The organism is Pseudoalteromonas rubra (genome assembly GCF_005886805.2).
Taxonomy (GTDB): Bacteria; Pseudomonadota; Gammaproteobacteria; order Enterobacterales; family Alteromonadaceae; genus Pseudoalteromonas; species Pseudoalteromonas rubra_D.
The window spans coordinates 957165-981821 of record NZ_CP045429.1; the positions used below are offsets into that span (position 1 = coordinate 957165).

A 24657-nucleotide genomic window follows, 5' to 3' on the forward strand; every position below is an offset into this window, starting at 1 on the left:
ATCAGCGCACTCTGTATGATGGGACCTCTGGGTCAGTCAGTGATCTGGCACGGTCCCCAGGCGGTTTTTGTATAATCAAGGAAACAGAGAGATCCTATGCAAGAGAGTAGTGTACTCATTACCAATAATGCTGTAGTGCTTGGCCTGTTGGCCGTCATTCTGGGGTTCGTATTTTATACCTCCAATCTGAAAACCGGGTTTTGGGCTAAGTTTTACCGCTATGTGCCTGCCTTATTGATGTGCTACTTTCTGCCATCTTTATTGAATACCTTCGGAATTGTCGATGGTAGTGGCAACGACGTGTATACGGTCGCTAAGTATTTTTTACTGCCAGCTTGTTTGGTACTCCTGACCTTAAGTATCGACCTGAAGTCGATTATGGGTTTGGGTAAACGCGCGATTATTATGTTTCTGACCGGCACGGTTGGCGTCGTACTGGGCGGGCCGATTGCACTGCTCATCACTGCTACATTTATGCCTGAGTTGCTTGGCGTGGCGGGGCCAGAAGCCGTATGGCGTGGCATGGCAGCATTGGCCGGTAGCTGGATTGGGGGCGGTGCCAACATGGTAGCAATGAAAGAAATTTACGGTGCCGGGGGAGAAATCTTTACCATCATGGTGACCGTGGATATTGTTGTTGCCAACTTATGGATGGCTGGGCTGTTATTTTTGGCCGCCAGACACAAAGAAATAGATGCGCGCACCGGGGCTGATACGGCATCGATTGAGCGTTTGATTAACAAAGTACAGGCCTTCGAGGCGGAACACGCAAGACGTCCGGAACTGCAAGATTTAATGTTGCTGATTGCCTTTGCCTTTGGTGCAACCGGTCTGGCGCATTTTGCTGCCGATCTCCTGGTCCCTTATTTCGCCAGCAACTTCCCGGAACTGAAAAAGTTTTCTCTGCATTCAAAGTTGTTCTGGATTATCGTGTTGGTGACAACCATCGGCCTGGCATTGTCGTTCACTAAGGCCCGTAACTTCGAGGCTGTGGGGGCCTCCAAGGTCGGGAGCAGCTTTTTGTACATTCTGGTCGCAACCATAGGTTTGCACATGGACATCACCAAAATTGTTGAAGCGCCTAAATATGTGGTGATCGGTCTGATCTGGATGGCGGTGCATGTGGGACTATTATTTCTGGTGGCTAAACTGATCAAAGCGCCCGTGTTTTACGTGGCCGTTGGCAGCAAAGCCAACATAGGTGGTGCGGCCTCGGCCCCCGTTGTTGCGTCAGCATTCCACCCGGCACTGGCCCCGGTAGGCGTGCTGTTGGCGGTATTGGGCTATGCATTGGGCACCTACGCTGCCTGGCTGTGCGGACAAATTTTACGTGTGATTGGCAGCTAGCGCTGCCAGTTAGCGACTATTTTAGGAAAGACAATGAATACACAGATTATTAAAGTAGCAGACATCGAAGTTGCTAACGACAAACCTTTTGTGCTGTTTGGTGGCATGAATGTGCTGGAATCACGTGATTTGGCAATGCGCATTGCTGAGCACTATGTTGAGGTGACCAGCAAGCTGGGCATTCCTTATGTGTTTAAAGCCTCGTTTGACAAAGCTAATCGTTCTTCTATTAACTCCTACCGTGGTCCAGGTATGGAAGAAGGGCTTAAAATTTTCGAAGAAATCAAAAGCACTTTTAATGTGCCGTTGATCACTGATGTGCATGAGCCGCATCAGGCGGCTCCGGTTGCTGAAGTCGTTGATGTGATCCAGTTGCCAGCCTTTTTGGCACGTCAAACCGATTTGGTTGTGGCAATGGCCAAAACAGGCAATGTTATTAACGTAAAGAAACCACAATTTCTGGCGCCGCACGAGATGCGTCATATCATCAAGAAGATGAGTGAAGCGGGTAACGAGCAAGTGATCCTGTGTGAGCGTGGCACCAGCTTTGGTTACAACAACCTGGTGGTTGATATGCTGGGGATGGATGACATGAAGCATATGGCACCGGTGATTTTTGATGCCACACATGCGTTGCAGCGCCCGGGGGGGCGCAGTGACTCCGCGGATGGGCGTCGTGCTCAGGCGGCGGAACTGGCACGCAGTGGTATGGCGTTGGGCCTGGCGGGCCTGTTTATTGAAGCGCACCCGAATCCAAATGAAGCCAAATGTGACGGCCCTTGTGCTTTACCTCTGGCTAAGCTGGAAGGCTACCTGCAACAGATGAAAGCCGTGGACGATCTGGTCAAAGGGTTTGCTCCGTTAGATACCAGCGCTGCTGATCTGTAACCCGATAATTGTAGGCGGAGCGTGTTCCGCCATTTCTATCAGCCTGGTTCGGAATTTGTGCCATGTCACGACGATTACCCCCATTAAATGCACTGAAAGCTTTTGAAGCCGCAGCCCGGCATCTGAGTTTTACCAAAGCTGCCGAAGAGTTGTTTGTGACTCAGGCAGCCATTAGTCACCAGATCAAGATTCTGGAAGAGCACCTTGGGGTTAAACTCTTCTTACGTAAAAACAGGTCCTTGCTGTTAACGGAAGAAGGGCAGGGTTACTTCCTGGATATAAAAGAGCTGTTTTCTCAGCTGATCGATGCCACAGAAAAATTACTGGCACGGGGAGCGAAAGGCTCGTTGACGGTTAGTCTGACGCCGAGTTTTGCGATTCAGTGGCTGGTGCCCAGACTGAGCTTGTTTAATGAACTACATCCAGACATTGATGTGCGGATAAAAGCGCAGGACATGGATGAGAACTCATTAACGGATGATGTGGACGTGGCCATCTATTATGGCCGGGGTAGCTGGAGTGGGGTGCAAACGCATAAGCTGCACACTGAGTATCTGGTGCCCATGTGTAGCCCGTTATTGCTCAATGGTCCTAAGCCGCTTAATCAACCAAGCGACCTGGCGAATCATACCCTGTTGCACGATACCACCCGACGTGCCTGGAAAGCCTGGCTCAAAACCGCAGGAGTACGGAATGTCCCTGCCAATACCGGACCTATTTTTAGCCATTCTTCGATGGTGACTCAGGCGGCTGTGCATGGTCAGGGGATCGCGCTGGGCAATAGCGTACTGGCAAAACCCGATCTGGATGCAGGGCGTTTGATCATTCCATTTAGTCACCATCTGGAAAGTAAAAATGCCTACTATCTGGTATGTCGTGAATCGCAGGCTGAATTAGGTAAAATTGTGTCCTTCAAAAACTGGATGCTGGAAATGGTAGAGCAGGAACAACAATGACGCAGAGCGAAGTAAAAATTGATATAGAGTGGCACCACGCTGAGCAACCTCAGGCGCAGTTGGTCCTGGCTCATGGCGCGGGCGCTGGCCGGGACAGTGGTTTTATGCAGGATATGGCCACCCGACTGAGTACTCTGGGGGTCACCGTTGGGCTGTTTGACTTTGGTTATATGCAGATAGGGAAGGCACAAGATAAGCGTCGTCCGCCTGAGCGTGCTCCTAAGCTGTTGTCACATTACCGGGATGTCCTGAGTGCTCAGCTGGATACCTTACCTGTGTTTATTGGTGGTAAGTCGATGGGCGGACGAATGGCTTCGATGCTGGTGTGTGAAGAGGGTATTGAGGTACGGGGTGTGTTTGCGTTGGGCTATCCGTTTCACCCACCGGGCAAACCAGAGAAACTACGTACCGAGCACTTTGCTGACATCCCTTGCCCTTTTGTGGTGTTGCAAGGAGAGCGTGATACCTTTGGTAATCATGCTGAGGTCAGTGCTTTGGCAGCGCAAGCTGAAGATCAGAGCTGGCCTGAGCTGGTATGGCTTAAAGATGGCGACCATTCCTTGAAGCCGCGCAAAGCCAGTGGCCTGACAGAAGCGCAAAACCGCCAACTGGCAGCTGAGGCCATTGCGGCTAAAATTGCGGAGATACTCAATGGCTAAGCTATTCTTATTGCTGGGTGGAACATTTTGTATGCTATCCGTCATGCTGGGGGCTTTTGCTGCCCACGGTCTGAAAAGCCGTTTGAGTGACTACGCCATTGGCATTTTTAAAACCGGCGCTGAATATCAGATGACGCATGGTCTGGCTCTGCTGGCCGTGGCCCTGCTGTTGAAGTGGGGCGTGAAAGTTCAGCTGTCGGGGTATTTATTTGCGACCGGGATTGTCCTTTTCAGCGGCAGTTTGTATTTGCTGGCGCTGACCGGCGCTAAGTGGCTGGGACCGATTACGCCACTGGGCGGACTGTGTTTTATTCTTGGCTGGGCCTGGCTGCTGTTTCAGGTTGCCCGTCAGCCCTTTTAATTGATTAGAGACTTTTTATCACTATGTCTAGTGTGGTTATTTATTGCCGAAGCGGCTTTGAAAGCGATGCAGCGGCCGAAATTACGCATCATGCTGCGTTACATAATGTTGCCGGTTACGTGAAAGCGAAGCCTAATACAGGCTATGTGACCTTTGAGTGTTTTGACCCGGCTCAGAGTGAGCTGCTACTCAAGCAGGTTGATTTTTCTAGCCTGGTATTTGCCCGTCAGTGGTTTGCTGGTGTGCTGTTAAGCAAAATGCCTGTTGAAGACAGGGTGTCTGAGATCAAACAGGTGGTTGGTGATTTTCCTTTGTGTGGCGATCTGCGGGTAGAAACTCCGGATACCAATGAAGGCAAGGAGTTGTCGAAGTTCTGTAAGAAGTTTTCGACGCCACTTGCCAAAGCGCTGGAGAAGCAAAATAAGCTGACCCGCGACCACAAAGCCCATAAGCCAGTCCTACATGTGCTGTTTCTGGCTAACGATACTGCCTATGTTGGTTACTCATTTAGTAACAACAACTCGCCTTTCTTTATGGGGATCCCCAGGCTTAAAATGCCGGCCGATGCCCCCAGTCGCTCAACGCTCAAGCTGGATGAAGCGTTCAACGTTTTTGTCGGTAAAGAAAACGAGCCAGACCGAGTCCGCTCTGGTATGCGTGGCGTAGATTTGGGCGCTTGCCCGGGTGGCTGGACCTATCAATTGGTGCGCCGTGGGTTATTTGTGGCGGCAATCGACAATGGACCGATGAACGATGATTTGATGGAAACCGGGCAGGTAAAACACTTCCGCGAAGACGGCTTTAAATATCGTCCAGAAAAGCGCAACATCGACTGGCTGGTGTGTGATATGGTTGAAAAACCAACCCGCGTCAGCGAGTTGATGGTCGACTGGATAGTGAATGGTTTTGTTCGCGAGCTTATCTTCAACCTTAAGCTGCCAATGAAAAAGCGCTTTGATACCGTCTACGAATGTTTGACGCTGATCCGTGATGAGCTGAAAAAGTACGGCGTAGGCTATGAGCTACAGGCCAAACACCTCTATCACGACCGCGAAGAAGTGACCGTGCACATTCAGGTACTGAAAGTACCGCAAAACCTCTACAGCTAAGTTCTGTTCGGCGGCAGTCTTGTTGATTGTCGCCTGTTCCACTCTTAGCAAATTGCCACTCATAAAACGAAAAACGGCCTCTGATATTAAGCCTTTTGATCGAGCAGCGTGATTAAATGGTGCAGCCGAGGTTGTAAATTACCGTAGATATCGGGGTCGGTATTAAATTCATCCAGTCTGTTCGAGATAAAAAGTAACGCATCTTTACTTTTGTGTAAGAGTTCTATGGTGTTGATTGTATCGTCACTTAGCTTGCCCTCCAGTAAGGAGAAAAAACAATTTGCTATTGCTGATTTATCAAATTCGTCGTGTCTGCATGTGACGATAAAGCGAACAAAATAGGGTAAATAGGCCATCATTAAATTGGCTGGCATAAACCTGAGCTCATCTGTACGCTCAATAAAATTGATTTGAAACCGCGTTATTATCTTTCGCTCAGGCTGGTTAAAAAACACAGATTTCGCATAGATTAAATCAGGGCCCGCTTCACTGTTTTGAATTGCGTCATTCCATTGTTTTTCAGATATATTGACTGGCATTTCGTATTAGTCCTGATTGTATACGCAGGCCCATGGCCGATCCCTGCAAAAGAGTACTTATAATATTCCATATGAAGTCGTATCCAAGATCTTTTACTTAATTTAGTCTTACAAATCTACAGGTACTTTGTCGTTTGGTAATCCAAAGGCCATGACTTATCGACTCCTGTTGAGGGTGAGACATTGACTGGGCAAGCAAAAGCGCTGACACTCAGGCTTTCGATTTTATATTATTTAAGGAAGAATCTATGATATCACGTGGCACACTCTATTATTTATGCGGCAAGATGGGGGCTGGTAAATCCACCCTGTCGCGCCAGCTGGCTCAGGAGCATCAGGCAGTGGTGCTGTCTGAGGATGACTGGCTGGCGGCGCATTACCCGGGCCAAATCAATACCTTTGATGATTACATCGAGAAATCTCAGTTAATCAAACCTTTTATCAAAGCCCATGTACAAAGCCTGTTGCAACTAGGTCTGAACGTGGTAATGGATTTTCCGGCTAATACCCGGCGACAACGCGCCTGGTTTGTTGAGCTGAGTGAAGCGGTACAGGCCGAACATCAGCTTTACTACCTGGATGTCAGTGATACACAGTGCCTGGCACAATTGGCCAAGCGCCGTATTGAACAGCCAGCGCGAGCACAGTTTGATAACGAAGCGGTGTTTTATCAGGTCAGCCAGTATTTTGAAGCACCTGAAGTAAGTGAAAACCTGACTTTAGTGCAGGTAAAGAACGTCATCGGCTCAGGCGTCCAGTGAGGATGCTAGCTGCGACAAAGTCTCACCTGCACCATCAAAATCAAAATCCTCAATCTGGGTAAACAGTTGTTCTGCCAACGCTTGCCGAGGGGTCCCGCTGAGCGCCTCAAGCAGCGTTTCAGCCCGGTCGCTGGCATCCATATCAGAATCACTGATCATGCCTTTGAGCTCTGCGAGTAAGGCCGCGATATCAATATCCTGATGTGCGTTTGCTGGGAGGCTTGTTTCGCTGCTGTGTTCACGGGCTTGCTGCTCATTCAATGACAGCTTAAGTGCATCAATAAGCGCCGTCAGGCTGATCAATAGCTCATCCAATGCGGATTGTATAGGAGCATTGTTAGCACAGGCGGTTTCTAATTCAGCGGCCAGCTGCGCCACCTGAACCGCCCCAATATTTCCAGCGCTGCCTTTGAGCGTATGGGCACACCGCATCGGCCCCTTTGGATCGACATCTGTCTGCGCTTGCGCCTCGGCGAAGGCGTGTGCAAATTGAGTCTGTTTGTCACAAAAGCGCATCAGCAGCTTTTTGTACAGGGCTATGTCGCCTTCACTGATGGCGAGTCCTGCCTGGGTATCCAGCCCGGTAATCGTCGATAAGTTCCCTGGTTCATCTGGTTTTACTGAAGGCAGACGTTCGCTGCTGGTGGATATATTCGTTGGCTGTGCTGGGGTTATCCAGCGAGCGAGTGTGGCGAACATTTTGCGTGGATTCAGGGGTTTTTCAATGATGTCATTCATGCCACATTCCAGCGCCTTTTGACGATTATCGAGCATCACACTGGCGGTCATAGCAATGACTGGCAGGTTCTGCCATCTTGGCTGTTGACGGATAGCTTCGGTCGCGCTGTAGCCATCCATCACTGGCATCTGGCAGTCCATGAGCACGCCGTCGTAATCACGCTGTTGCAGCATTTCTAGTGCCAGCTGACCATGTTCGGCGACATCAACCCGAATGCCATTTTTTTCCAGTAAGGCAATGGCCAGCTCCTGATTTAGGTCATTGTCCTCTACCAGCAGTAAGTGAGCGCCAGCGACAGAATCGGGCTGTTCATCAGTGGTTGTATCGTGTTGCTCGTAGGTACTTGGGTCGCCGAACAGACTGAGCAGGCAGGCGGCAAGCGGCTTGGGGAAAACTGGTTTTGATAGGGTATAGCTGACATCGGCTTCTGTGCTATCTCCGTTATGATTCAACAGCACAATGGGCAGTTTTGCGCGCAGCGGGTCGGGTAAGGCATCCACACAGCGGCTGTCTGCCAGAATGAATTGGGCGTTCACCAAAGCTTCTGCATCCTCGTTGAGGCAGTCTTTGCTGACAGGCTCTGCGCTGATCTCAAAGGCGTGCAGGTAGCGTTTCAGGGTCGCCGCAGCATACTGATTGTCATCGACAATGATGGCATGCTGCACGGACAGTGCCGGCAAAGTTGCGTTGTTGCAGTCACACAGTTGCACCACAATCTCAAACGCAAAAGTACTGCCTTCACCGGCAATACTCTGGCAGCTGATCTGACCGCCCATCAGCTCCACCAGCTTTTTACAGATGGCGAGCCCCAGACCGGTTCCACCATATTTACGGGTTGTTGAAGTATCCGCCTGGCTGAAGGATTTAAACAGTTTTTGCTGTTGCTCCTCGGTCATACCAATGCCGGTGTCTATGACCGCAAATGCCAGTGTGAGGGTTTCTTTGTCGCCTGCCTGTGGCGATACATCAATGATCACATCACCGCCTTCATCGGTGAACTTGATGGCATTGCTACCTAAATTTAACAATATTTGTGAGATCCGCAGTGGGTCGCCTATCAGGCGTGCCGGGATCCCGGGATCCAGCATGACACACAGCTCAATGTCTTTTTCCCGGGCTTTGATGGCTAACAGGTCAATGCTCTGAGTGAGGGTTTCTTCGAGGTCAAACTCGATGGCTTCAATATCCAGCCGGCCAGCCTCAATTTTAGAAAAATCGAGAATATCATTGATGATCCCAAGGAGTGACTCGGCACTGCGATTGATCTTCTCCACATAGTTGCGTTGCTGACGATTCAAAGCCGTTTGCAGTGCCAGGTAACTCATACCAATGATGGCGTTCATGGGGGTGCGGATCTCATGCGACATATTTGATAAAAAGTCAGATTTAGCCTGAGTGGCACTTTCCGCTTTATCTTTGGCTTTTTGCAGAGCTACCTGTAGCGCTTTGGCGTCGCTGATATCCATGTGGATCCCAAATACTTCCTTGCCACCTGGACCATGTTTGGCCACCACACTGCGGCCAATACTGAGGATCCATTTCCAACTGCCATCGGCACATTTCATCCGCATTTCATGGCGAAAGGTATCGCTTTCGCCCCGCGCATGGACCAGTAACGCGTCTTCGGTGGCACTCAAGTCGTCGGGGTGAATGAGTTGGTGCCAGCGGGCAATACTGGGGCCATAGCGTTGCTCAAGCTCATCACACTGGTAGCCCAGCATTTCTGACCAGACCTCATTGGTGATCAGCTGGCCACTGCTGATATCCCACTCCCAGGTTCCGGCGTTGGCGCCAGACATTGCCAGTTCCAGCCGTTGTTCTGCTTCTTTGAGTTCGCCATAGGACAAGGAATTGGCCAGGGCGACGGCAAGGTGGTTGGCCACCACCCGTAATATCGCCCGTTGCGCGCGGGTGAGCGCATGCTCATGGTTAAATTGCAGGGTAAATACGCCCAGCACCTCACCGTCGACCACCAACGGGGCACAAAAAACACTTTGTGTGGCGTCACCGTGGAGATTGTCTGCGGCATCCAGCGCCAGTTTCTGCCAGTCCTGAGGGCAGGCCGCATACACTTGGGTAGCTTCTTTGACACAATACACGTCGGCACCGCGGCTGGTGGTGAGCTTGCTGATCAAGGCTGAAAACGGTTCATCATCCTGCACGGCATAGATGTAATCAATATACTGCTGGTCGCGGTGGTAAATACCTACTGCGCAAAACTCACAGGGTAAGGTTTGCTTTAAGTGTTGATAGATGGTTTCGCAAATGACCTTCATGTCATAGGTTGCGGCGACTTCTTTACCTACTTCACCCAGTACCACCAGGTCCTGAGTGCGCTGAGCAACTTTTTGTTCCAGTTTTAAGCTGGCCAGACGCAGTCTGCGCTCTCGGATGTGCACTATAGTGACGATCGAGATAATGAGCACTGCAGGCAATAGTACTTTAAACCACAAGGTTTCATACCAGGCTGGCAGCGAAATGATCTGTAGCCCAATCGGCGTGTCATTCCACACACCATGATTATTACTGCCTAACACTTGTAACACGTACTCTCCGGGTGGCAGCGACCGATAATTGGCGCGTGGCGTATCTGTGATTGCACTCCAGTCGGCATCGTGTCCCAATAACTTATAGCGGTAGCGGTTATCTTCAGTCGCATGGTAATCCAGTGCGGCGAAATACACGGCCAGATTTCTGTTTCTATGGGTAAATTCAATGCCGGTATCAAGTTTGTCCAGCCGTTCGCCATCCAAATCGGCATGCGTGAAGACCAGCGGTGGCGGTGAGATATTGACATAGACAGTAAGCGGATTAAATCCGGTAATGCCATCTATGCTGCCAAACAGGATCTGTTCATCAAAGGTCACAAATGAGCGTGCCAGGAAGTGGTTGTTACCCAGTCCGTCATGGGTGGTAAACTGATGAAAGATCCCACTGAGCGGGTCAAGTTGAAACACACCGCCAGAGGTTGCCAGCCACAACAGTCCCAGTTCATCAGCAACAATGGATTTCACCGCAAAATTGGCTTGTGAGGTGGTATTACTAAAGCGCCGAAACTGGCCCTGATCGAGTGCGAAACGGGTAATGCCGTTATTGCTGGCAAACCACAGGTTACGGCCGCTCTGAATACCCTGATTGATATGGCGACCATCCAGACTGGTGGGGGTGTTATCGGGCAGGTAGTGCTGTATTTGTGTTAAGTCCGGGCTCAGGCGAAACAGACCATCCCCGTCACTGCCTACCCAGACCTGGTCATCGCTGTCAATCAACACAAAAGTAGGGTCTGTATTGGGTAAGAAGTGCTGTACTTCACCGCTTGGTGGATGCCAGCGTGTGACTCTGCGTTCACCGGCAATGATTAGCCAAAGCCATCCCTGAGTATCAAAATTAATGTAGTCGACGGGGGAGTTTTCTCGCACGCCTGGTGGCAGAAAGGGCGTCAAAGTGCGCGTTAGCTCATCGACTTTAAACAGCCCAAAACTGGTACCTGCATAAAGCTGGCCATCAATGTCCCGGTTGAGGTGGTGTACTCTGAGCCGATAATCACCCGTCAGCTCCTCAGACGAAGCAAACGGGATAAATTGTCCATGGCCATCAAAATGGACCAGACCGCGACCGGTGCCAAGCCAAACGCCGCCTTCAATGGCCTGAGCCATACTCAGTACCTGATTAAATAGTCCGGAAAGCTGCTGATCTGCCAGAAAGTGATGCCAGGCCTTAAAGGCGGGCGGGTGAGGGAATACTTTAATGACGCCAGAATAGCGCGTTGCGGCCCACATCAGCCCGGTCTGATCAATTAACACCTGCCGCACGTCACGGTTTTGCAATAAGGCCAGTTTGCCATCCTGTGCAGTAGGGATGAACTTTTCCTGTATGGGTGAGAAGCGATAGATACCCGCAAAAGTCGATAACAGAATGTCACCTTGATGGTGCAACAGACTGGATACGCTCGGCAGGCTGTGTTCATTGAGCTGATAGGTATGAAAGCGCTGCGTGTCCGGATCAAAGTGGCCAAAGCTTGTGCGCGTGGCTACCCACAGTCGGCCATCTGTGGCAACGGAGACCTGCCTGACCTCCGGATGGTCGAGTGACTGTGGTGCCACTTTAAACGCACTAAACTGGCCACTTTGGCGGTCAAGCCGGTAAAGTCCATCTGAGGTACCACACCAGATATTGCCCGCATTGTCTTCGGTTATGCTCCAAACCCGGTTGTTACCCAGGCTGCTTGGGTTGCCCGGTTCATGGGTAAAACGCTCAAACCCGCTGCCATTTGCTTTGAGACGGTTAAGACCGCCGCCATTGGTGCCAATCCACAAGTTGCCATCCGCACTTTCAAACAGGGCTTGTACTTTGTCTGCACCCAGAGACTGCGGATTATCCGGATCATAACGAAAGTGCTGAAACCCTTGCTGAGCGCCTAAAAACAGATTCAGGCCGCCGCCCCAGGTGCCAGCCCATAAACGGCCACGGGTATCAAATAGTAAGACACTGACACTGTCAGCAGACAGTGAATGAGGATCGTTCGGGTCGTGTTTAAAGTTACTAAATTGATAGCCATCATAGCGTTTAATGCCGTCGGCGCTGCCAAACCACATAAACCCCTGCTGATCTTTACTGACAGCGTAGATCTGCGGGGTATTCAAGCCGTTATAAGTGGCGATATTCTCAATTTTCAGTGTCGTGGCCAGTACTTTTTGAGCGAAGAGCACACACAAGAGCAATTTCACCGCTAAACTAACAGTGAGTGCAAAACCGTAGCGCAGTGTTTGGGTCGGGCATAAAACTGAGGTGACGGACATAGCGTTGGCCTGCTGGCTGGTCAGTTAATTCGTTGTACAAATGTTAGACAGATAATAATAACATGTGCACAATAACAGCAAATAAATTTTCTGACCTTGCAACACCTTAACTGTGCCGGCCTCATTGGGAGGCAGTTGGCTTTAGGAGAGAAGAATGGACAATGGCAGTGCAGTAACCACTATGACTATCCTGGTTGTTGAAGCGCACGAGACCATTCGCTCTATGGTGGCTAATATTGTGACCGGTCTTGGGCGGGTCAATGTGTTACAGAGCCCCAATGGTGCCGATGCCCTCGATAAGTTGCAATATCAGGATATTCACCTCATTATCGCCGACTGGATGCTGCCCAAGCTGGCGGGGATCGACTTATTAAAAGAAGTGCGGAAAAACCCGCGTACGGCAGCCATCCCGTTTGTCATGACTGCCACCTCTATACAGCAATCTCAGGTGCTACAGGCCATTAAATGTGGTGTGTCTGAATATGTGGTAAAGCCTTTTTCCAGTAAAATCATGTTAGAACGGCTGCGCAGGGCGCTGAATAAACCTGTTCGGCCCTACCATGGAGAAATGGGCGAAGAAGAAGCAGTTGTGGAGCAGCCCATTCAGGTGCTGGTGGTTGATGATGTCGCAGACAATATCAAAATTATTGGTGATGTGCTGCGTAAAGAGTACAAGGTCAAAGCAGCGCTGAGTGGTGCAAAAGCCTTGCAGATCTGCGCTGCAGAACCGCAACCCGACTTGGTCTTACTGGATATTATGATGCCGGGTATGGATGGGCTGGAAGTATGCCGTCGCCTCAAAGACGACCCACATACTCAGCATATTACCGTGATTTTTTTAACCGCGCTGGAACAAACCGAGCACGTTGTGCGGGGGCTTGAGCTTGGCGCGGTCGATTACATTACTAAACCGGCCAACCCATCAGTGGTGAAGTCTCGGGTACGAGCCCATTGCCGTAATATTGAATCGAATCGCCTGATGCGTGCACAGATAGATGCGATGCTGGATAATGCCAGGCTGCGGGACGAGTTTGACAGCCTGACCCAAACAAACCTTGCAAAACCGGTGTCGGATATTCGTAGCTCAACGGCACTGCTTGCACGGCACATTAAAGATCCGGAGCGAGCAAAGCGGTATCTGAGCTATATTCAACATAGTTGTTTGCGTCTCCAACATGCCATGGACAGTATGTCAGCGCTGGCAAAAATCGAAGCGAATGAGTATCGGCTCAACCCGCTCAATCACCCCCTGCACAAAGTGATTGAATCCGTGCTGGAAGATTTAGCCCCGTTGGTAGAAGAACACAAAGTTCAGTTACGTACCGTGGTGTCTAAAGATCTCATGTTTTTTGGTGAGCCAGCGCTGTGTTATACCTTATTTCATAACCTCATCACTAACGCGTTGGAGGCTGTGAATGCTAAGCCCCTGGTGACCATCAGTGCGCAGCCAGCGGAGCAGCAACTCACGGTGATCATTCAAAATCCAGACCCCATACCGGACGGCGTCAGAACGCGTTTCTTCGACAAGTTTGTGACCTTTGGTAAGCCTGACAGAGCAGGGGTAGGCACTTACACCGCCAAATTACTTGCCGAAGCGCAGCATGGACAGATAGCGTTTAATACCGATGAGCAACGCGGCACTGAGGTGACGGTGAGTTTGCCGTTAGGAGAAAAAGTAAGTTAGTCTCCCGAGCAGCTGATGTTGCCCGGGAAGAAAGTGCAGAGAGTTAATTGCGATATTTAGGGCGATAATTCTCGACCCACAATTTCGTGGCCCCGCACACCGCGGCCGGCATCACAATCAGATTCACTATTGGAATGCTGGTCAGCACCATGACAGCAAAGCCAAAGCCATATGACAGGCCCTGATGCGCTTTTAAGGTATCCTTCATCTCTTTGAAAGAGATTTTATGATTATCAAACGGGTAGTCGTTATACTGCACATTGTACATCCAGCACGAAAATAACACCCAAAGTATCTGGCCAATCAGCGGCAGCATCCACAACAGGATGAAAAAGCCAATGGCACGCGGCAGGTAGTAAACCAGCTTGCTCCATTCGCGCCCCAGCATACGTGGCACATCTTTTACCAAATCGGCAAAGCCATCATCGTTAATTTTTTGCCCGGTCAGAAACAGCTCGACCTTCTCAGAAAGCAAGCCATTGAATGGCGCAGCGATAAAGTTAGTGATCACAGAAAATACCAAACTGTAGCTGAATAAAATCACTAGTACGGCAATGGGCCACATTAACCATTCCAGCCAGCTGAGCCAGTCAGGTAACAAATCATTGAGATAAGCAAAGCCTTGTGTCAGCCAGTCATATAGGAAAAACAATGAGCCGCCAAACAACATCACATTGATAAGTAGTGGAATAAACACAAAACGTTTAAGCCCTTTTTGGCTCAACAATGAAAAGCCCGCGACAAAATATTCCATCCCCTTGGTAAGTTGCATTGAGATACCTCTGTACTGAAAGTTCTGCCTTCATTATAAATCCGGGCAACATAAAAATGGCAGTCTAATCAGTAACAAATTGTGCATGCTTTGCCATCTTATTGTGTTTTAGTCAGTTTTTTGAGTAGATGGTGGTTTTGCCAAGGGCTTTGGCAGGCCCGGGGTACAATTAATTTGCAGATTATTGCACTTTGCTGGTTGAAACAGCATCTGCTTGCCTATACATTGAAAATATCGTCCTGAGGGAGTTTGCCCATGCAATCGCGTTTTTGGTTATTAGCATTGTGTCTGATGGTGTCACTGACAGTGAACGCCGCTGGCAGCAGTGTGTCAGTCAAAACCACGCAGCTGGCAGAGCTTTTAACCGATCCGGACGAAGGTAAGCTAGACAGTGACCTTGATATTCCTTTACCTAGTGCAGCCAAACAGGAATCCATTCAGCCTGTCCGTGATTTTCTCGATATCGTTAGCTTATACCATCCGTTTACTCACTATCACCAGGGGATCCGAGCCCCACCTGTCGCCGTTTAAGCCACTCATTTTTAATTTGAATGTACACGCCTGACTGACAGGCCGTGTCGTGATGTGCTTAAAGTCAGCGCTACTGTTTTAACAACTAAGCGACTGACAACGACCAATGTGAATATACTTAGCCAAAGGCAAGCATCAATCGATTTGTTTATTTGAGATTGATTCGCTGTCTGCTATCAGTGGCAGAGCACCTTGGTCGATTCCCGAAACAGAGGTGAATAATGAATACGTTTAACAGACTCAATACGCTTGATGTGACCACCGACATGCCTGTACAGGCTAATCCATTGATAAATGACGTTGATAACAATGGGCTTGATCGCTTGTCTGTATCGGCACAAAAATACATGCATAATCTGGATGGTCAGAATTCGGTGTGTCTGGACCCGGATACCAGTGTGGATGAAGCCACGCTGGTGCTCAACAAAACCCATGTGGCCTCAATGTTTGTCGCGCAGGATGGCGCATTACTGGGGATTATTTCGCAAGCCCGGCTGGGGAGTCGACATATTTTAAAAGAAGCCCAGTTGCGAGGTTGTCAACGCAATGAGCTGGTTGCCACCGATGTCATGTTGCCATTGAAAACACTCAAGCAGGTGAGCCTGACCGAACTTCGTACCGCGCGTGCTGGTGATGTATTGGTGACCATGGAAGCGCATGGCCTGGATTACTTATTGGTGACAGCACCTGAAACCGGTCAGATTTGCGGTTACTTTGATTTGGTCGAATTGATCAAGGCTGGTGGTCGCTCTGTTAATCAGTTGCGGCCAGCCGAACACTTTAACGACATTGTGGTGTCTGTGTTGCACCACAGTGAGTTGTAACCCCAATCAACATAGTCCAACCGATTTATTTCCTAAAGTTAATGTAAATTAACGCCAAGGCACCTGCGGGTGCCTTTTTTATTACTCTGGAAATTTAACACCATGACGTTTGGCGTACCAGTAGCACAAAGGTAGTTCAATCAGGGTAAAGGAAATAACGGTAAACCAGGCCCAGTTGACCTCGAACAAGACCAGAGAAAACGATAACCCGGAGTCGTAGTAGACCGAGCCGACAATAGCCAGTGAGACGGCGGTTGCGATTAAATCCTGAACAGAGACCTTTTTCAGATCATTACCAGCGTAGCGGGGGTAAATGACAAAGTAGGCCAAACATAAAATGATGACGTTGAGCAGGATGACCTGAAGTTCAATGGACATAAATACAGCTTATAGGTATGAAGAAGTCCCTATTTTAAGGTGCGCAACGGGACTTTGGCAAGCAAGCTGATGGATGACTCTGCCTTTTCTGTGTCATTGCGGTTATACTTCGCGGGTAAACCAATGAGGTAGGTATGCTGTCGAAAAATCAACAAAAGCTGCTCCGCGCTCTGGCGCAAAAAAAATATCGCAAACAACATGGTCTGTACCTGGTGCAGGGGGCGAAAAATGTCCAGGAGTTGCTCATTGCAGGTAAGCCGGTTAAACACCTCTTTGCCAGCGCCGATTTTATTGCCGATAACCAGGCTTTGTTGGAAGGTTATGACGTGGTGCTGTGCGATGAGGCTGAGCTGAGTAAGGTCAGCACGTTAGTCAGCAACAATGCGGCTATTGCCATTGCCCAGACTGAGCCACAGGCAGAGCTGAACACGCAAGGGTTGATCCTGGCGCTGGATGATGTATCAGATCCGGGCAACCTAGGTACCATTATTCGAGTTGCGGACTGGTATGGTTTGAGCCAAATTGTACTCAGTGAGCACTGTGCGGACCATCTGAATCCGAAAGTGATCAGCGCGACCATGGGTTCTTTCGCGCGTGTTGCGGTGATCAGAACGGATCTGTGTGCTTTACTGCAAGATTATGATGGCCCGGTTTATGGGGCTTTTTTAGAAGGTGAGAGCGTGCATACGACGCCTTTTGCTGCGCGTGGCATACTCGTGATGGGCAGCGAATCTCATGGTATCAGCGATGCAGTGGCACAGCATATTAATCAGCCCATAACCATCCCGGCATTTGGTGGTGCAGAGTCACTAAACGTGGCGATGGCGACGGGGATCATTCTTGATAACATTAAACGCCACAGCTAAGGTGGTGTGACCTTGAACTCTTGTGTTTGCACTTAAGCTATTGTTTATATGCGTCTGAGCAGCATCAAACTGGCCGGCTTCAAATCCTTTGTTGAGCCGACCAAAATTCCCTTTCCAGAGCCGATGACTTGTGTTGTTGGCCCTAATGGGTGTGGCAAGTCTAATGTCATTGACGCCGTACGCTGGGTGCTGGGTGAAAGCTCCGCAAAAAACCTCCGCGGCGATGCCATGACGGACGTTATCTTTAATGGCTCAACTCATCGCAAGCCTGTGTCTCAGGCTTCGGTAGAGCTGCTTTTCGACAATACTCAAGGGCGTCTGCCAGGTTCTATGGCCGATAGGACACAGGTGGCGATCAAGCGTCTGGTAACCCGAGATGGCCAGTCACTGTATTTCCTCAATGGCAGTAAATGCCGTAAACGCGACATCACTGACATCTTTCTTGGCACCGGCCTTGGCCCGCGCAGTTATGCAATTATCGAGCAGGGGATGATTTCGCGACTTATCGAGAGTAAGCCGCAAGAGCTGCGTATCTTTTTGGAGGAGGCCGCCGGTGTCTCCAAATACAAAGAGCGTCGTCGGGAAACGCAGACTCGGATCAAAAGTACTCGAGAGAATCTGGAACGTTTGCTGGATATGCGTCAGGAGCTGCAAAATCAGCTTGACCGGCTGTCTAAACAGGCCGATGCGGCTCGTCAGTATCGAGACCTAAAGGCACAGGAGCGGACTCTGAAAGGCCAGCTGGCGGTGTTAAAGTGGCAGGAGTTACATGCCAGACAGCAGGAAAAAACCATTCAGATCACTAAACTGAATGAGCAATTGACCTTTTTGGAGCAAGCCCATGGTGGTCATGATGATGTGCTGGCCACGTGTGAGCAACAAGTTACCCACTTCAGCGAGGCGCAATCGGAATTACAACAGCAGCTTCATACCACCCAAACTCAGTTAACCCGCCTGGAGCAGCAGAAAATCTATCTGAGCGAAAAACGCCGTGACTTAGAGGATAAACAAGCACAGTTGAACGAAGAGATTGCCCAGGCTCAGGCGTTATATGAACAGCAACAACAACATTGTGCAGAATTAGCCGAGCAAGCTGAGATACATCAGGAGGCTGCGCAGATAAGTGCTGAGAAGCTGGCTGAAGCAGAAATATTAAACGAAGAAAAAATCCAGCAGCTGCAAGCATCAGAAGCGGCTAATCAGCAGAATCAGCAGGTACTTGAGCAGGCACGACAGCATGCTCAGCAATGTCAGTTAGCGTTGCAACGTTTAACTCAGCAACAACAGCACTTGACGCAGCAACAAGCGCAATTGGCACAGCAGTTGGCGCAGCATGGTACACAAAACCCGGCTGAGGCATTAGCACTGCAACAAAAAGCGCATCAGGAGTTGGTGCATGCTATGGCCATCTCACAGCAGGAAAACCAGCGTCTGAGTGCCGAGCTACACCGTTTGAACGAGGCAAAAGCGGCGCTACGGCAACAGGTTCAGACGCAGCAGGTCAAACTTGGGCAGGTTCAGGCTCAGGTGCAGGCGCTGGAAAAACTCACCCATGCTCAGCAAAGTGACAGTGAAGATGCCCCCGGTGTGCCTTTGCTCAGTGCTTTAAGGGCCGAATCAGGCCGCGAACAGGTTGTGGAACGTGCGATGCTGGGGCTGGGCTCGCTGCGGATCACAGAACAAGACTATGTCAACCGGATCTGGGCCAGTACAAAAAGAGAGAAAACCCCGAACAGTGTGGCGATGTTAGTCCATTCAGACGTTTACCCCGAGTTTCTCAATCAAATTGAGTGGCTCGGTGAGGCGCGTCACTTTAGCGCACACACAGCGTTTTTTGCCGCCATTGATGATGAAGGCAACTTGTATGGGCATAACTGGCGGGCGCAAGAGACAGATACGCAGTCGGAGAATTTGCTGGCTCATTATAGCGAGCTGCGTGCCCATCAGGCGGCATTGCCGGAGATTGAAGCGCGGCTTAGCGAACTGGAAGCTGCGCTTGGGCCACTGGAAGCGTCAGCGGTGCAATGTGCCGAGCAGCTTGAAACCAATAAACAGGCTGTTCATGAAGCGGCCAAACAGGTCGCCAGCAGCCAGACTCGAGTGGACATGCTGGTGGCTCAGCAAGCCAACTGGGAACAACAAAGCCATCAGCTAGAAAGCAATCAACATGAATTGGCTGAGCAGAGCGAACTGCTGGTGGCACAGCTCGAAGAAAGCGAGCAAATTTTGTGGCAGGCAGAAGAAGCGCAGGAATTACAGCAGCAACAGATGGATCAGGCGAGCGAATCACTGGATACACTCAAGCGGGCACAGCTTCATCAACAGCAACAACAACGTGACATTCAACAGCAGTATCATCAGGCGAAACTGAAACTCCAGCAGGTTGAAAGTGATGTGCAGCTTGGCCAGACTAAACTCAGCCACCTTGCCCAGGCCCTGACGCAGGGCACAGAATCACTTGCGCAAGTGCAGCAACAATTACACAGCTGTGAAGAGCCCGGTGTCGAGCTGGAGCAACAGCAAACCGAATTGTTGATCCGCCATACCGAGCTGGAGCAAGCATTACAGGATGGCGCGGCAAAACTGGATGAAGCAAAGCAGCAACTGAGTGATAAACAGCTGGCGCTGAAAGATGCTCAGGCACAGAGCACTAAACTCAAAGAGCAACGTCAGCAGTTAGCTTTACAGGAACAAAGTTTAATGGTGAAGGCACAGGCCGTGCTTGAGCCATTGACAGAGCTGCGTCAGACACTCAAAGACGTTTTGGCTCAGTTACCTGAAGAGGCACAGGCCAGCAGTCATCAGGGTAAACTGACTCGCATTGCCCAGCAGCTGAGTCTGTTGGGGGCGGTGAACCTCGCCGCGATTGAAGAATTTGATGAAGCCCAGCAACGCAAACGGTATCTTGACGAGCAGCTGGACGATCTCAGTGCCGCGCTGGAAACGCTTGAAGGGGCTATTCGTAAGATTGACCGTGAGACGCGTAGCCGTTTTAAAACGACCTTTGATCAGGTTAATCAGGACCTGGCGGAACTGTTTCCCAAGGTGTTTGGCGGTGGTAGCGCCTATCTGGAACTGACCAGTGATGACTTGTTAGAAAGTGGTGTCACCATAATGGCAAGACCGCCGGGTAAGAAAAACTCGACAATTCATCTGTTAAGTGGTGGAGAAAAAGCCCTGACCGCATTATCATTGGTATTTTCAATATTTAGACTAAATCCGGCCCCATTTTGTATGCTGGATGAAGTAGATGCACCGCTGGACGATGCGAACGTAGGACGCTTCTGCCGACTGGTCGAAGAAATGTCGCAAACGGTGCAGTTTATATACATCAGCCACAATAAGGTCGCAATGGAAATGGCAGGCCGGCTGACGGGGGTGACCATGGCGGAACCCGGAGTTTCACGTATGGTTGCCGTAGATATAGAACAAGCAGTGCAAATGGCGCATGCATAATAAGTAAAGGTGAGCAATGGCCACAGAATTAAGATGGGCATTAATCGTGATCAGTGCACTGATCATTGGTGGATTATTGATACATGGCTTATGGTCGGTGAGAAAAAAAGAGAACCAGGACACCGATAGCCCCGCACCCGCAAAAAAACCGGAAACGGTCCCTCAGCCACAACGCGAAGAAGAGCCTCAGCTGGGCGAAATGAGCTTTTCTGCGGTTGATGAGGATAAGCAACCGGCCTCTGCTGAAGCCGATACCGAAGCGACCGAGCAAGCGGAGACTGAGCAGCAGGAATCACCGCAGGAAATGGCGCCGCAGGAGTTTATTATTCTGCATATTGATATGCCTGAAGGGCTAACCATGGCCGGCTCTAAGTTGCTACCTTGCGTATTGAGCCTGGGCTTTAAGTACTCTGATGAAGGTTTTTTTAATCGTCATGTTGAATCATCAGGTAATGGTCCGGTCTTGTTCCGTTTGGTCAATATGTACAATCCAGGCACCTTCGATATCGACAATATGGAACAGTTCAGCACAGGTGGCGTGAGTCTGTTTATGACCTTGCCTTGTGAGGGGGACAGCATGGCTGCGTTCAATATGCTACACAGTGCCGCGAAGAAACTCGCCGATGAATTTGGTGCCAGTGTGCTGGACAGCAATCGAGAGCCACTCACTGTGAATACCACCCGTGCCTATGTAGAAAAGGTACGAGAATATACCGTATAAGCGTTAAAGCTGCCTTCGGGCTCAGACGCGACAGAGCCACGGACCCGGGTCCGTGGCTTTTTGTGTTATTAAGAGGTTGTAATGTCAGAAACTATCAGCAAACAAATCAAAGAATTAAGACAGCAATTGGAAGTCTATAATTACCAATACTATGTCTTGGATCAACCAACGGTACCCGATGCAGAATATGACCGTGTAATGCGTGCCCTGATTGAGCTGGAAACTCAGCACCCTGACTATGTAACCCCGGACTCACCGTCTCAGAAAGTAGGCGGTGCGGCGCTGAGTAAATTTGAGCAGGTCACCCATCAGGTCCCTATGCTGTCGCTCGATAACGCGTTTGATGAAGCTGAATTCACTGCTTTTAATCGCCGTATCAAAGAACGCCTGCTGCACAACGAAGAATTGGATTTCTGTTGTGAACCTAAGCTGGACGGTCTGGCTGTCTCTATTCTTTATCGGGATGGTGTGCTGGTTCAGGCAGCAACACGTGGTGATGGCCAGGTGGGTGAAAATATCACCGAGAACGTCAAGACCATCCGCAATATTCCATTGCGCCTGCGTGGCGATGATATTCCCGCGGAGCTGGAAGTACGTGGCGAAGTCTTTATGGACAAAGCGGGGTTTGCTCGCCTGAATGAAACCGCAGCGAAACGGGACGAAAAAACCTTTGCTAATCCACGTAATGCCGCAGCGGGAAGCCTGCGCCAGCTGGATCCTAAAATTACTGCTAAACGGCCACTGATGTTTTACGCCTATTCAATGGGTGTTGTGCAGGGGGCCGAGCTGGCTGATACTCACTATGCTCAGCTACAACAGTTAAAAGAGTGGGGTTTGCCAATGTGCCCGCAAACAAAGCGGGTGACGGGCGCCAGTGCGGCTTATCAGTATTACGAGGCCATCATGGCTGAGCGTGATGCGCTGCCTTACGAAATAGATGGTGTGGTGATCAAGGTCGACCATAAGCCATTTCAGGAGCAGCTCGGTTTTGTCGCACGTGCGCCGCGCTGGGCCATTGCGTTTAAATTCCCTGCACAAGAGGAATTAACTCAATTACTGGATGTCGAGTTTCAGGTCGGTCGTACCGGAGCCATTACACCCGTAGCTCGGCTTGAGCCCGTATTTGTCGGTGGTGTCACAGTGTCTAATGCGACGTTACATAATCGGGATGAAATCGAACGTTTGGGCGTAAAAGTCGGTGATACTGTCATCATTCGACGTGCCGGGGACGTGATCCCGCAGATCACCCAGGTGGTGCTGGAAAAAAGGCCTGCGGATGCCCGTGAGATTACTTTCCCGGCTACCTGCCCGGTGTGTGATTCCCATGTAGAGCGGGTAGAAGGTGAAGCGGTTGCGCGTTGTACTGGTGGCTTAGTGTGCCGTGCACAACGCAAAGAAGCGATTAAACACTTTTCTTCGCGTAAGGCGCTGGACATCGATGGACTGGGTGACAAGATTGTTGAGCAGCTGGTTGAGCGCGAGTTGATCACGACGCCAGCTGAATTATTCATATTACGTCAGGGGCACTTCGAGTCGCTGGAGCGTATGGGCCCGAAATCAGCCAAAAATTTGGTTGCGGCATTGCAGGCAGCTAAACAAACGACTCTGGCCAAGTTTATGTACGCACTTGGGATCCGTGAAGTGGGCGAGGCCACAGCACAAAACCTGGCGAATCATTATCTGACGCTTGAAAACGTGATGAATGCCTCCATTGAGAGTCTACAGGAAGTCAGCGATGTTGGCGTTGTGGTTGCCCAGCATATTCATGCGTTCTTCTCTGAGCCTCACAATCAGAAGGTGGTGAGCGACCTGCTTGAACAGGGGCTGCATTGGCCTGAAATTGCGGCGAAGGAAGAAAGTGAGCAACCGCTTGCTGGTTTAACATACGTTCTGACAGGTACTTTGAGTCAGTTAAACCGCAATGATGCTAAGGCACGATTGCAGGCGCTGGGTGCCAAAGTATCAGGCAGCGTGTCAAAGAATACCCATGCGCTCGTTGCAGGCGAAAAAGCGGGTTCTAAGCTGACTAAGGCGCAGGACCTCGGGATTGATATCCTCGATGAAGCGGCGCTGATTGCACTGCTTGATTCACATCAGGGGTAATTAACAGGCAGGCTGCTAGCCTGCCACAGAATGAGAGAAGTGGTATGAGCAAGTTACAGGCGGGGTATGGGCCCGAGTATTGGGATAAATATGGGGTATATCGCACGCCTGTAGGGTTTAATCTGACTTTGTTGGTGTTGCTCAGGCCCTTTTTTCTGTGGCTGGTTTCAGCCCTCACATGGCGTCCTGATCTTGATCTCATGTCATTGTTTTTTCATTCAAAGCAGCACTTCTTTGTGGCAGTGATGATAGCGAGTCTGGCACTGATCCCGACTGTGCTGTTTTCATTGCGCAGGCCAACAAGTTCTCCCAAACTCGCCAGCTTTTGGCGTCATATGCGCTGGCCACTGCTGCTGGCAGCCTGTCTCGACCTGGCCTGGCTGGGGATGCAAATTGTTCAGGCGCAGTATCAGTTTTCTTTCTATCTGGCCATTCAAGCAGTGTTGGTGTCTTGGGTAATTTTATATTTGCTCAAAAGCCGATACTTAACGTGTTTTTTTGGGGATTGGCCTGAACCTGAAAATAATTGACTTGACGCTGACGGGCTAACAACTAAACATTAGGGCGATCGTGGCTTTCATATTGGCGTAAAAATAACACGCTAGTCTGATCCGGACTGGCTGTGTGACTCTATAACAATAAGACAAATCTCATGTGTTTGCCAATATGGAGTAACCCTACATCAAGCGGAGAAAGAGACATGTTAACTTGGCGAGATATTCTGCAGTTCGCAGACAACGGCAATCCACAACCACCCAGGCGCGTCGAAAAAAATCTGATGCAATGGCAGGCATTGCTGGAACCTTCAGTTTTTCATATCACCCGCAACCGCGGTACAGAGCGTCCGTTTAGCTCGCAAAGTTGCACTGTATTTTCACCGGGTAAATATCATTGCGCCTGTTGTGATCAGCTGCTATTTGATGCAGAAGAAAAGTTTGATAGCGGCTCAGGCTGGCCCTCATTTACGCAGCCATATTGTGCTGATTCAGTCGCTTATCAGCTGGATCGCTCCCATGGTACGGACAGAGTGGAGATTGTTTGTAATGTCTGCGATGCGCACCTTGGACATGTTTTTCCGGATGGGCCTAAGCCCAGTGGTTTACGCTATTGTGTCAATGCACTGGCGTTGAAAAAACACGAAGAAGGCACCCACTAACCTAACAG

20 protein-coding genes are annotated in these 24657 nt (G+C 50.0%); 16 read left to right on the forward strand and 4 right to left on the reverse strand.

Annotation, left to right across the window (positions count from 1 at the left end):
- The first annotated feature begins 96 nt into the window (after positions 1-96).
- The 6 genes from CWC22_RS04250 to rlmM all read left to right on the forward strand — a co-directional run bounded on the left by CWC22_RS04250 (position 97) and on the right by rlmM (position 5320).
- Entirely contained in the window at positions 97-1347 is a 1251-nt protein-coding gene (locus CWC22_RS04250) for a DUF819 domain-containing protein (RefSeq protein ID WP_125564408.1), read from the forward strand.
- A gap of 33 nt (positions 1348-1380) precedes the next feature.
- Positions 1381-2235, forward strand: a complete 855-nt coding sequence (gene kdsA, locus CWC22_RS04255; RefSeq protein ID WP_010386533.1) for a 3-deoxy-8-phosphooctulonate synthase — start codon at positions 1381-1383, stop codon at positions 2233-2235.
- Positions 2236-2297: 62 nt separating this feature from the next.
- Positions 2298-3191, forward strand: a complete 894-nt coding sequence (locus CWC22_RS04260) for a transcriptional regulator GcvA (RefSeq protein WP_125564410.1) — start codon at positions 2298-2300, stop codon at positions 3189-3191.
- Entirely contained in the window at positions 3188-3850 is a 663-nt protein-coding gene (locus CWC22_RS04265) for an alpha/beta family hydrolase (protein WP_138539638.1), read from the forward strand. The genes CWC22_RS04260 and CWC22_RS04265 overlap by 4 nt, the downstream gene beginning before the upstream one ends.
- Positions 3843-4211: a DUF423 domain-containing protein gene (locus tag CWC22_RS04270; protein ID WP_138539637.1), complete on the forward strand. Its 369-nt coding sequence runs from the start codon at positions 3843-3845 to the stop codon at positions 4209-4211. The genes CWC22_RS04265 and CWC22_RS04270 overlap by 8 nt, the downstream gene beginning before the upstream one ends.
- A gap of 23 nt (positions 4212-4234) precedes the next feature.
- A complete protein-coding gene (gene rlmM, locus CWC22_RS04275; RefSeq protein WP_125564416.1) occupies positions 4235-5320 on the forward strand; it encodes a 23S rRNA (cytidine(2498)-2'-O)-methyltransferase RlmM in 1086 nt (361 codons plus the stop codon).
- Between the two features lie 86 nt (positions 5321-5406).
- Here rlmM and CWC22_RS04280 read toward each other — a convergent pair whose 3' ends face one another.
- A complete protein-coding gene (locus CWC22_RS04280; protein WP_138539636.1) occupies positions 5407-5859 on the reverse strand; it encodes a hypothetical protein in 453 nt (150 codons plus the stop codon).
- 248 nt (positions 5860-6107) lie between these two features.
- Here CWC22_RS04280 and CWC22_RS04285 point away from each other — a divergent pair, with 248 nt between their 5' ends.
- Positions 6108-6620, forward strand: a complete 513-nt coding sequence (locus tag CWC22_RS04285; protein ID WP_138539635.1) for an AAA family ATPase — start codon at positions 6108-6110, stop codon at positions 6618-6620.
- On the opposite strand, the gene CWC22_RS04290 is transcribed toward CWC22_RS04285, so the two are convergent.
- Positions 6606-12158 carry a response regulator gene (locus CWC22_RS04290; RefSeq protein WP_138539634.1) on the reverse strand — a complete coding sequence of 1851 codons (5553 nt, stop codon included), beginning with the start codon at positions 12156-12158 and terminating at the stop codon, positions 6606-6608. The genes CWC22_RS04285 and CWC22_RS04290 overlap by 15 nt on opposite strands.
- Before the next feature lie 154 nt (positions 12159-12312).
- Between CWC22_RS04290 and CWC22_RS04295 the strand changes: the two genes are divergently transcribed.
- Positions 12313-13842 (forward strand): response regulator, encoded by a 1530-nt coding sequence (locus CWC22_RS04295; protein WP_125564426.1) that lies wholly within the window; start codon positions 12313-12315, stop codon positions 13840-13842.
- A gap of 43 nt (positions 13843-13885) precedes the next feature.
- On the opposite strand, the gene cysZ is transcribed toward CWC22_RS04295, so the two are convergent.
- Complete coding sequence (gene cysZ, locus CWC22_RS04300; RefSeq protein WP_125564427.1) at positions 13886-14614, reverse strand: sulfate transporter CysZ; 729 nt, start codon at positions 14612-14614, stop codon at positions 13886-13888.
- Positions 14615-14869: 255 nt separating this feature from the next.
- Between cysZ and CWC22_RS04305 the strand changes: the two genes are divergently transcribed.
- Together CWC22_RS04305 and CWC22_RS04310 are read left to right on the forward strand one after the other, a co-directional pair.
- A complete protein-coding gene (locus CWC22_RS04305; protein ID WP_138539633.1) occupies positions 14870-15145 on the forward strand; it encodes a hypothetical protein in 276 nt (91 codons plus the stop codon).
- A gap of 221 nt (positions 15146-15366) precedes the next feature.
- Positions 15367-15969 carry a CBS domain-containing protein gene (locus CWC22_RS04310; protein ID WP_125564431.1) on the forward strand — a complete coding sequence of 201 codons (603 nt, stop codon included), beginning with the start codon at positions 15367-15369 and terminating at the stop codon, positions 15967-15969.
- Positions 15970-16050: 81 nt separating this feature from the next.
- Here the strand turns inward: CWC22_RS04310 and CWC22_RS04315 are convergent, their stop codons facing one another.
- Entirely contained in the window at positions 16051-16347 is a 297-nt protein-coding gene (locus tag CWC22_RS04315) for a hypothetical protein (protein WP_125564433.1), read from the reverse strand.
- 134 nt (positions 16348-16481) lie between these two features.
- Between CWC22_RS04315 and CWC22_RS04320 the strand changes: the two genes are divergently transcribed.
- The 6 genes from CWC22_RS04320 (at position 16482) to msrB (ending at position 24649) form a co-directional block, all read left to right on the forward strand.
- Positions 16482-17213 carry a TrmH family RNA methyltransferase gene (locus CWC22_RS04320; RefSeq protein ID WP_138539632.1) on the forward strand — a complete coding sequence of 244 codons (732 nt, stop codon included), beginning with the start codon at positions 16482-16484 and terminating at the stop codon, positions 17211-17213.
- A gap of 48 nt (positions 17214-17261) precedes the next feature.
- Complete coding sequence (locus CWC22_RS04325; RefSeq protein WP_138539631.1) at positions 17262-20669, forward strand: chromosome segregation SMC family protein; 3408 nt, start codon at positions 17262-17264, stop codon at positions 20667-20669.
- A 16-nt stretch (positions 20670-20685) separates the two neighbouring features.
- Positions 20686-21390 (forward strand): cell division protein ZipA, encoded by a 705-nt coding sequence (gene zipA, locus CWC22_RS04330; RefSeq protein ID WP_138539630.1) that lies wholly within the window; start codon positions 20686-20688, stop codon positions 21388-21390.
- An 81-nt stretch (positions 21391-21471) separates the two neighbouring features.
- On the forward strand, positions 21472-23493 hold the full coding sequence (gene ligA, locus CWC22_RS04335) for an NAD-dependent DNA ligase LigA (RefSeq protein WP_125564440.1): 2022 nt from the start codon (positions 21472-21474) through the stop codon (positions 23491-23493).
- Positions 23494-23537: 44 nt separating this feature from the next.
- Positions 23538-24023 (forward strand): DUF2919 family protein, encoded by a 486-nt coding sequence (locus CWC22_RS04340; RefSeq protein WP_125564442.1) that lies wholly within the window; start codon positions 23538-23540, stop codon positions 24021-24023.
- A gap of 170 nt (positions 24024-24193) precedes the next feature.
- Entirely contained in the window at positions 24194-24649 is a 456-nt protein-coding gene (msrB, locus tag CWC22_RS04345) for a peptide-methionine (R)-S-oxide reductase MsrB (RefSeq protein ID WP_138539629.1), read from the forward strand.
- Positions 24650-24657 lie beyond the last annotated feature (8 nt).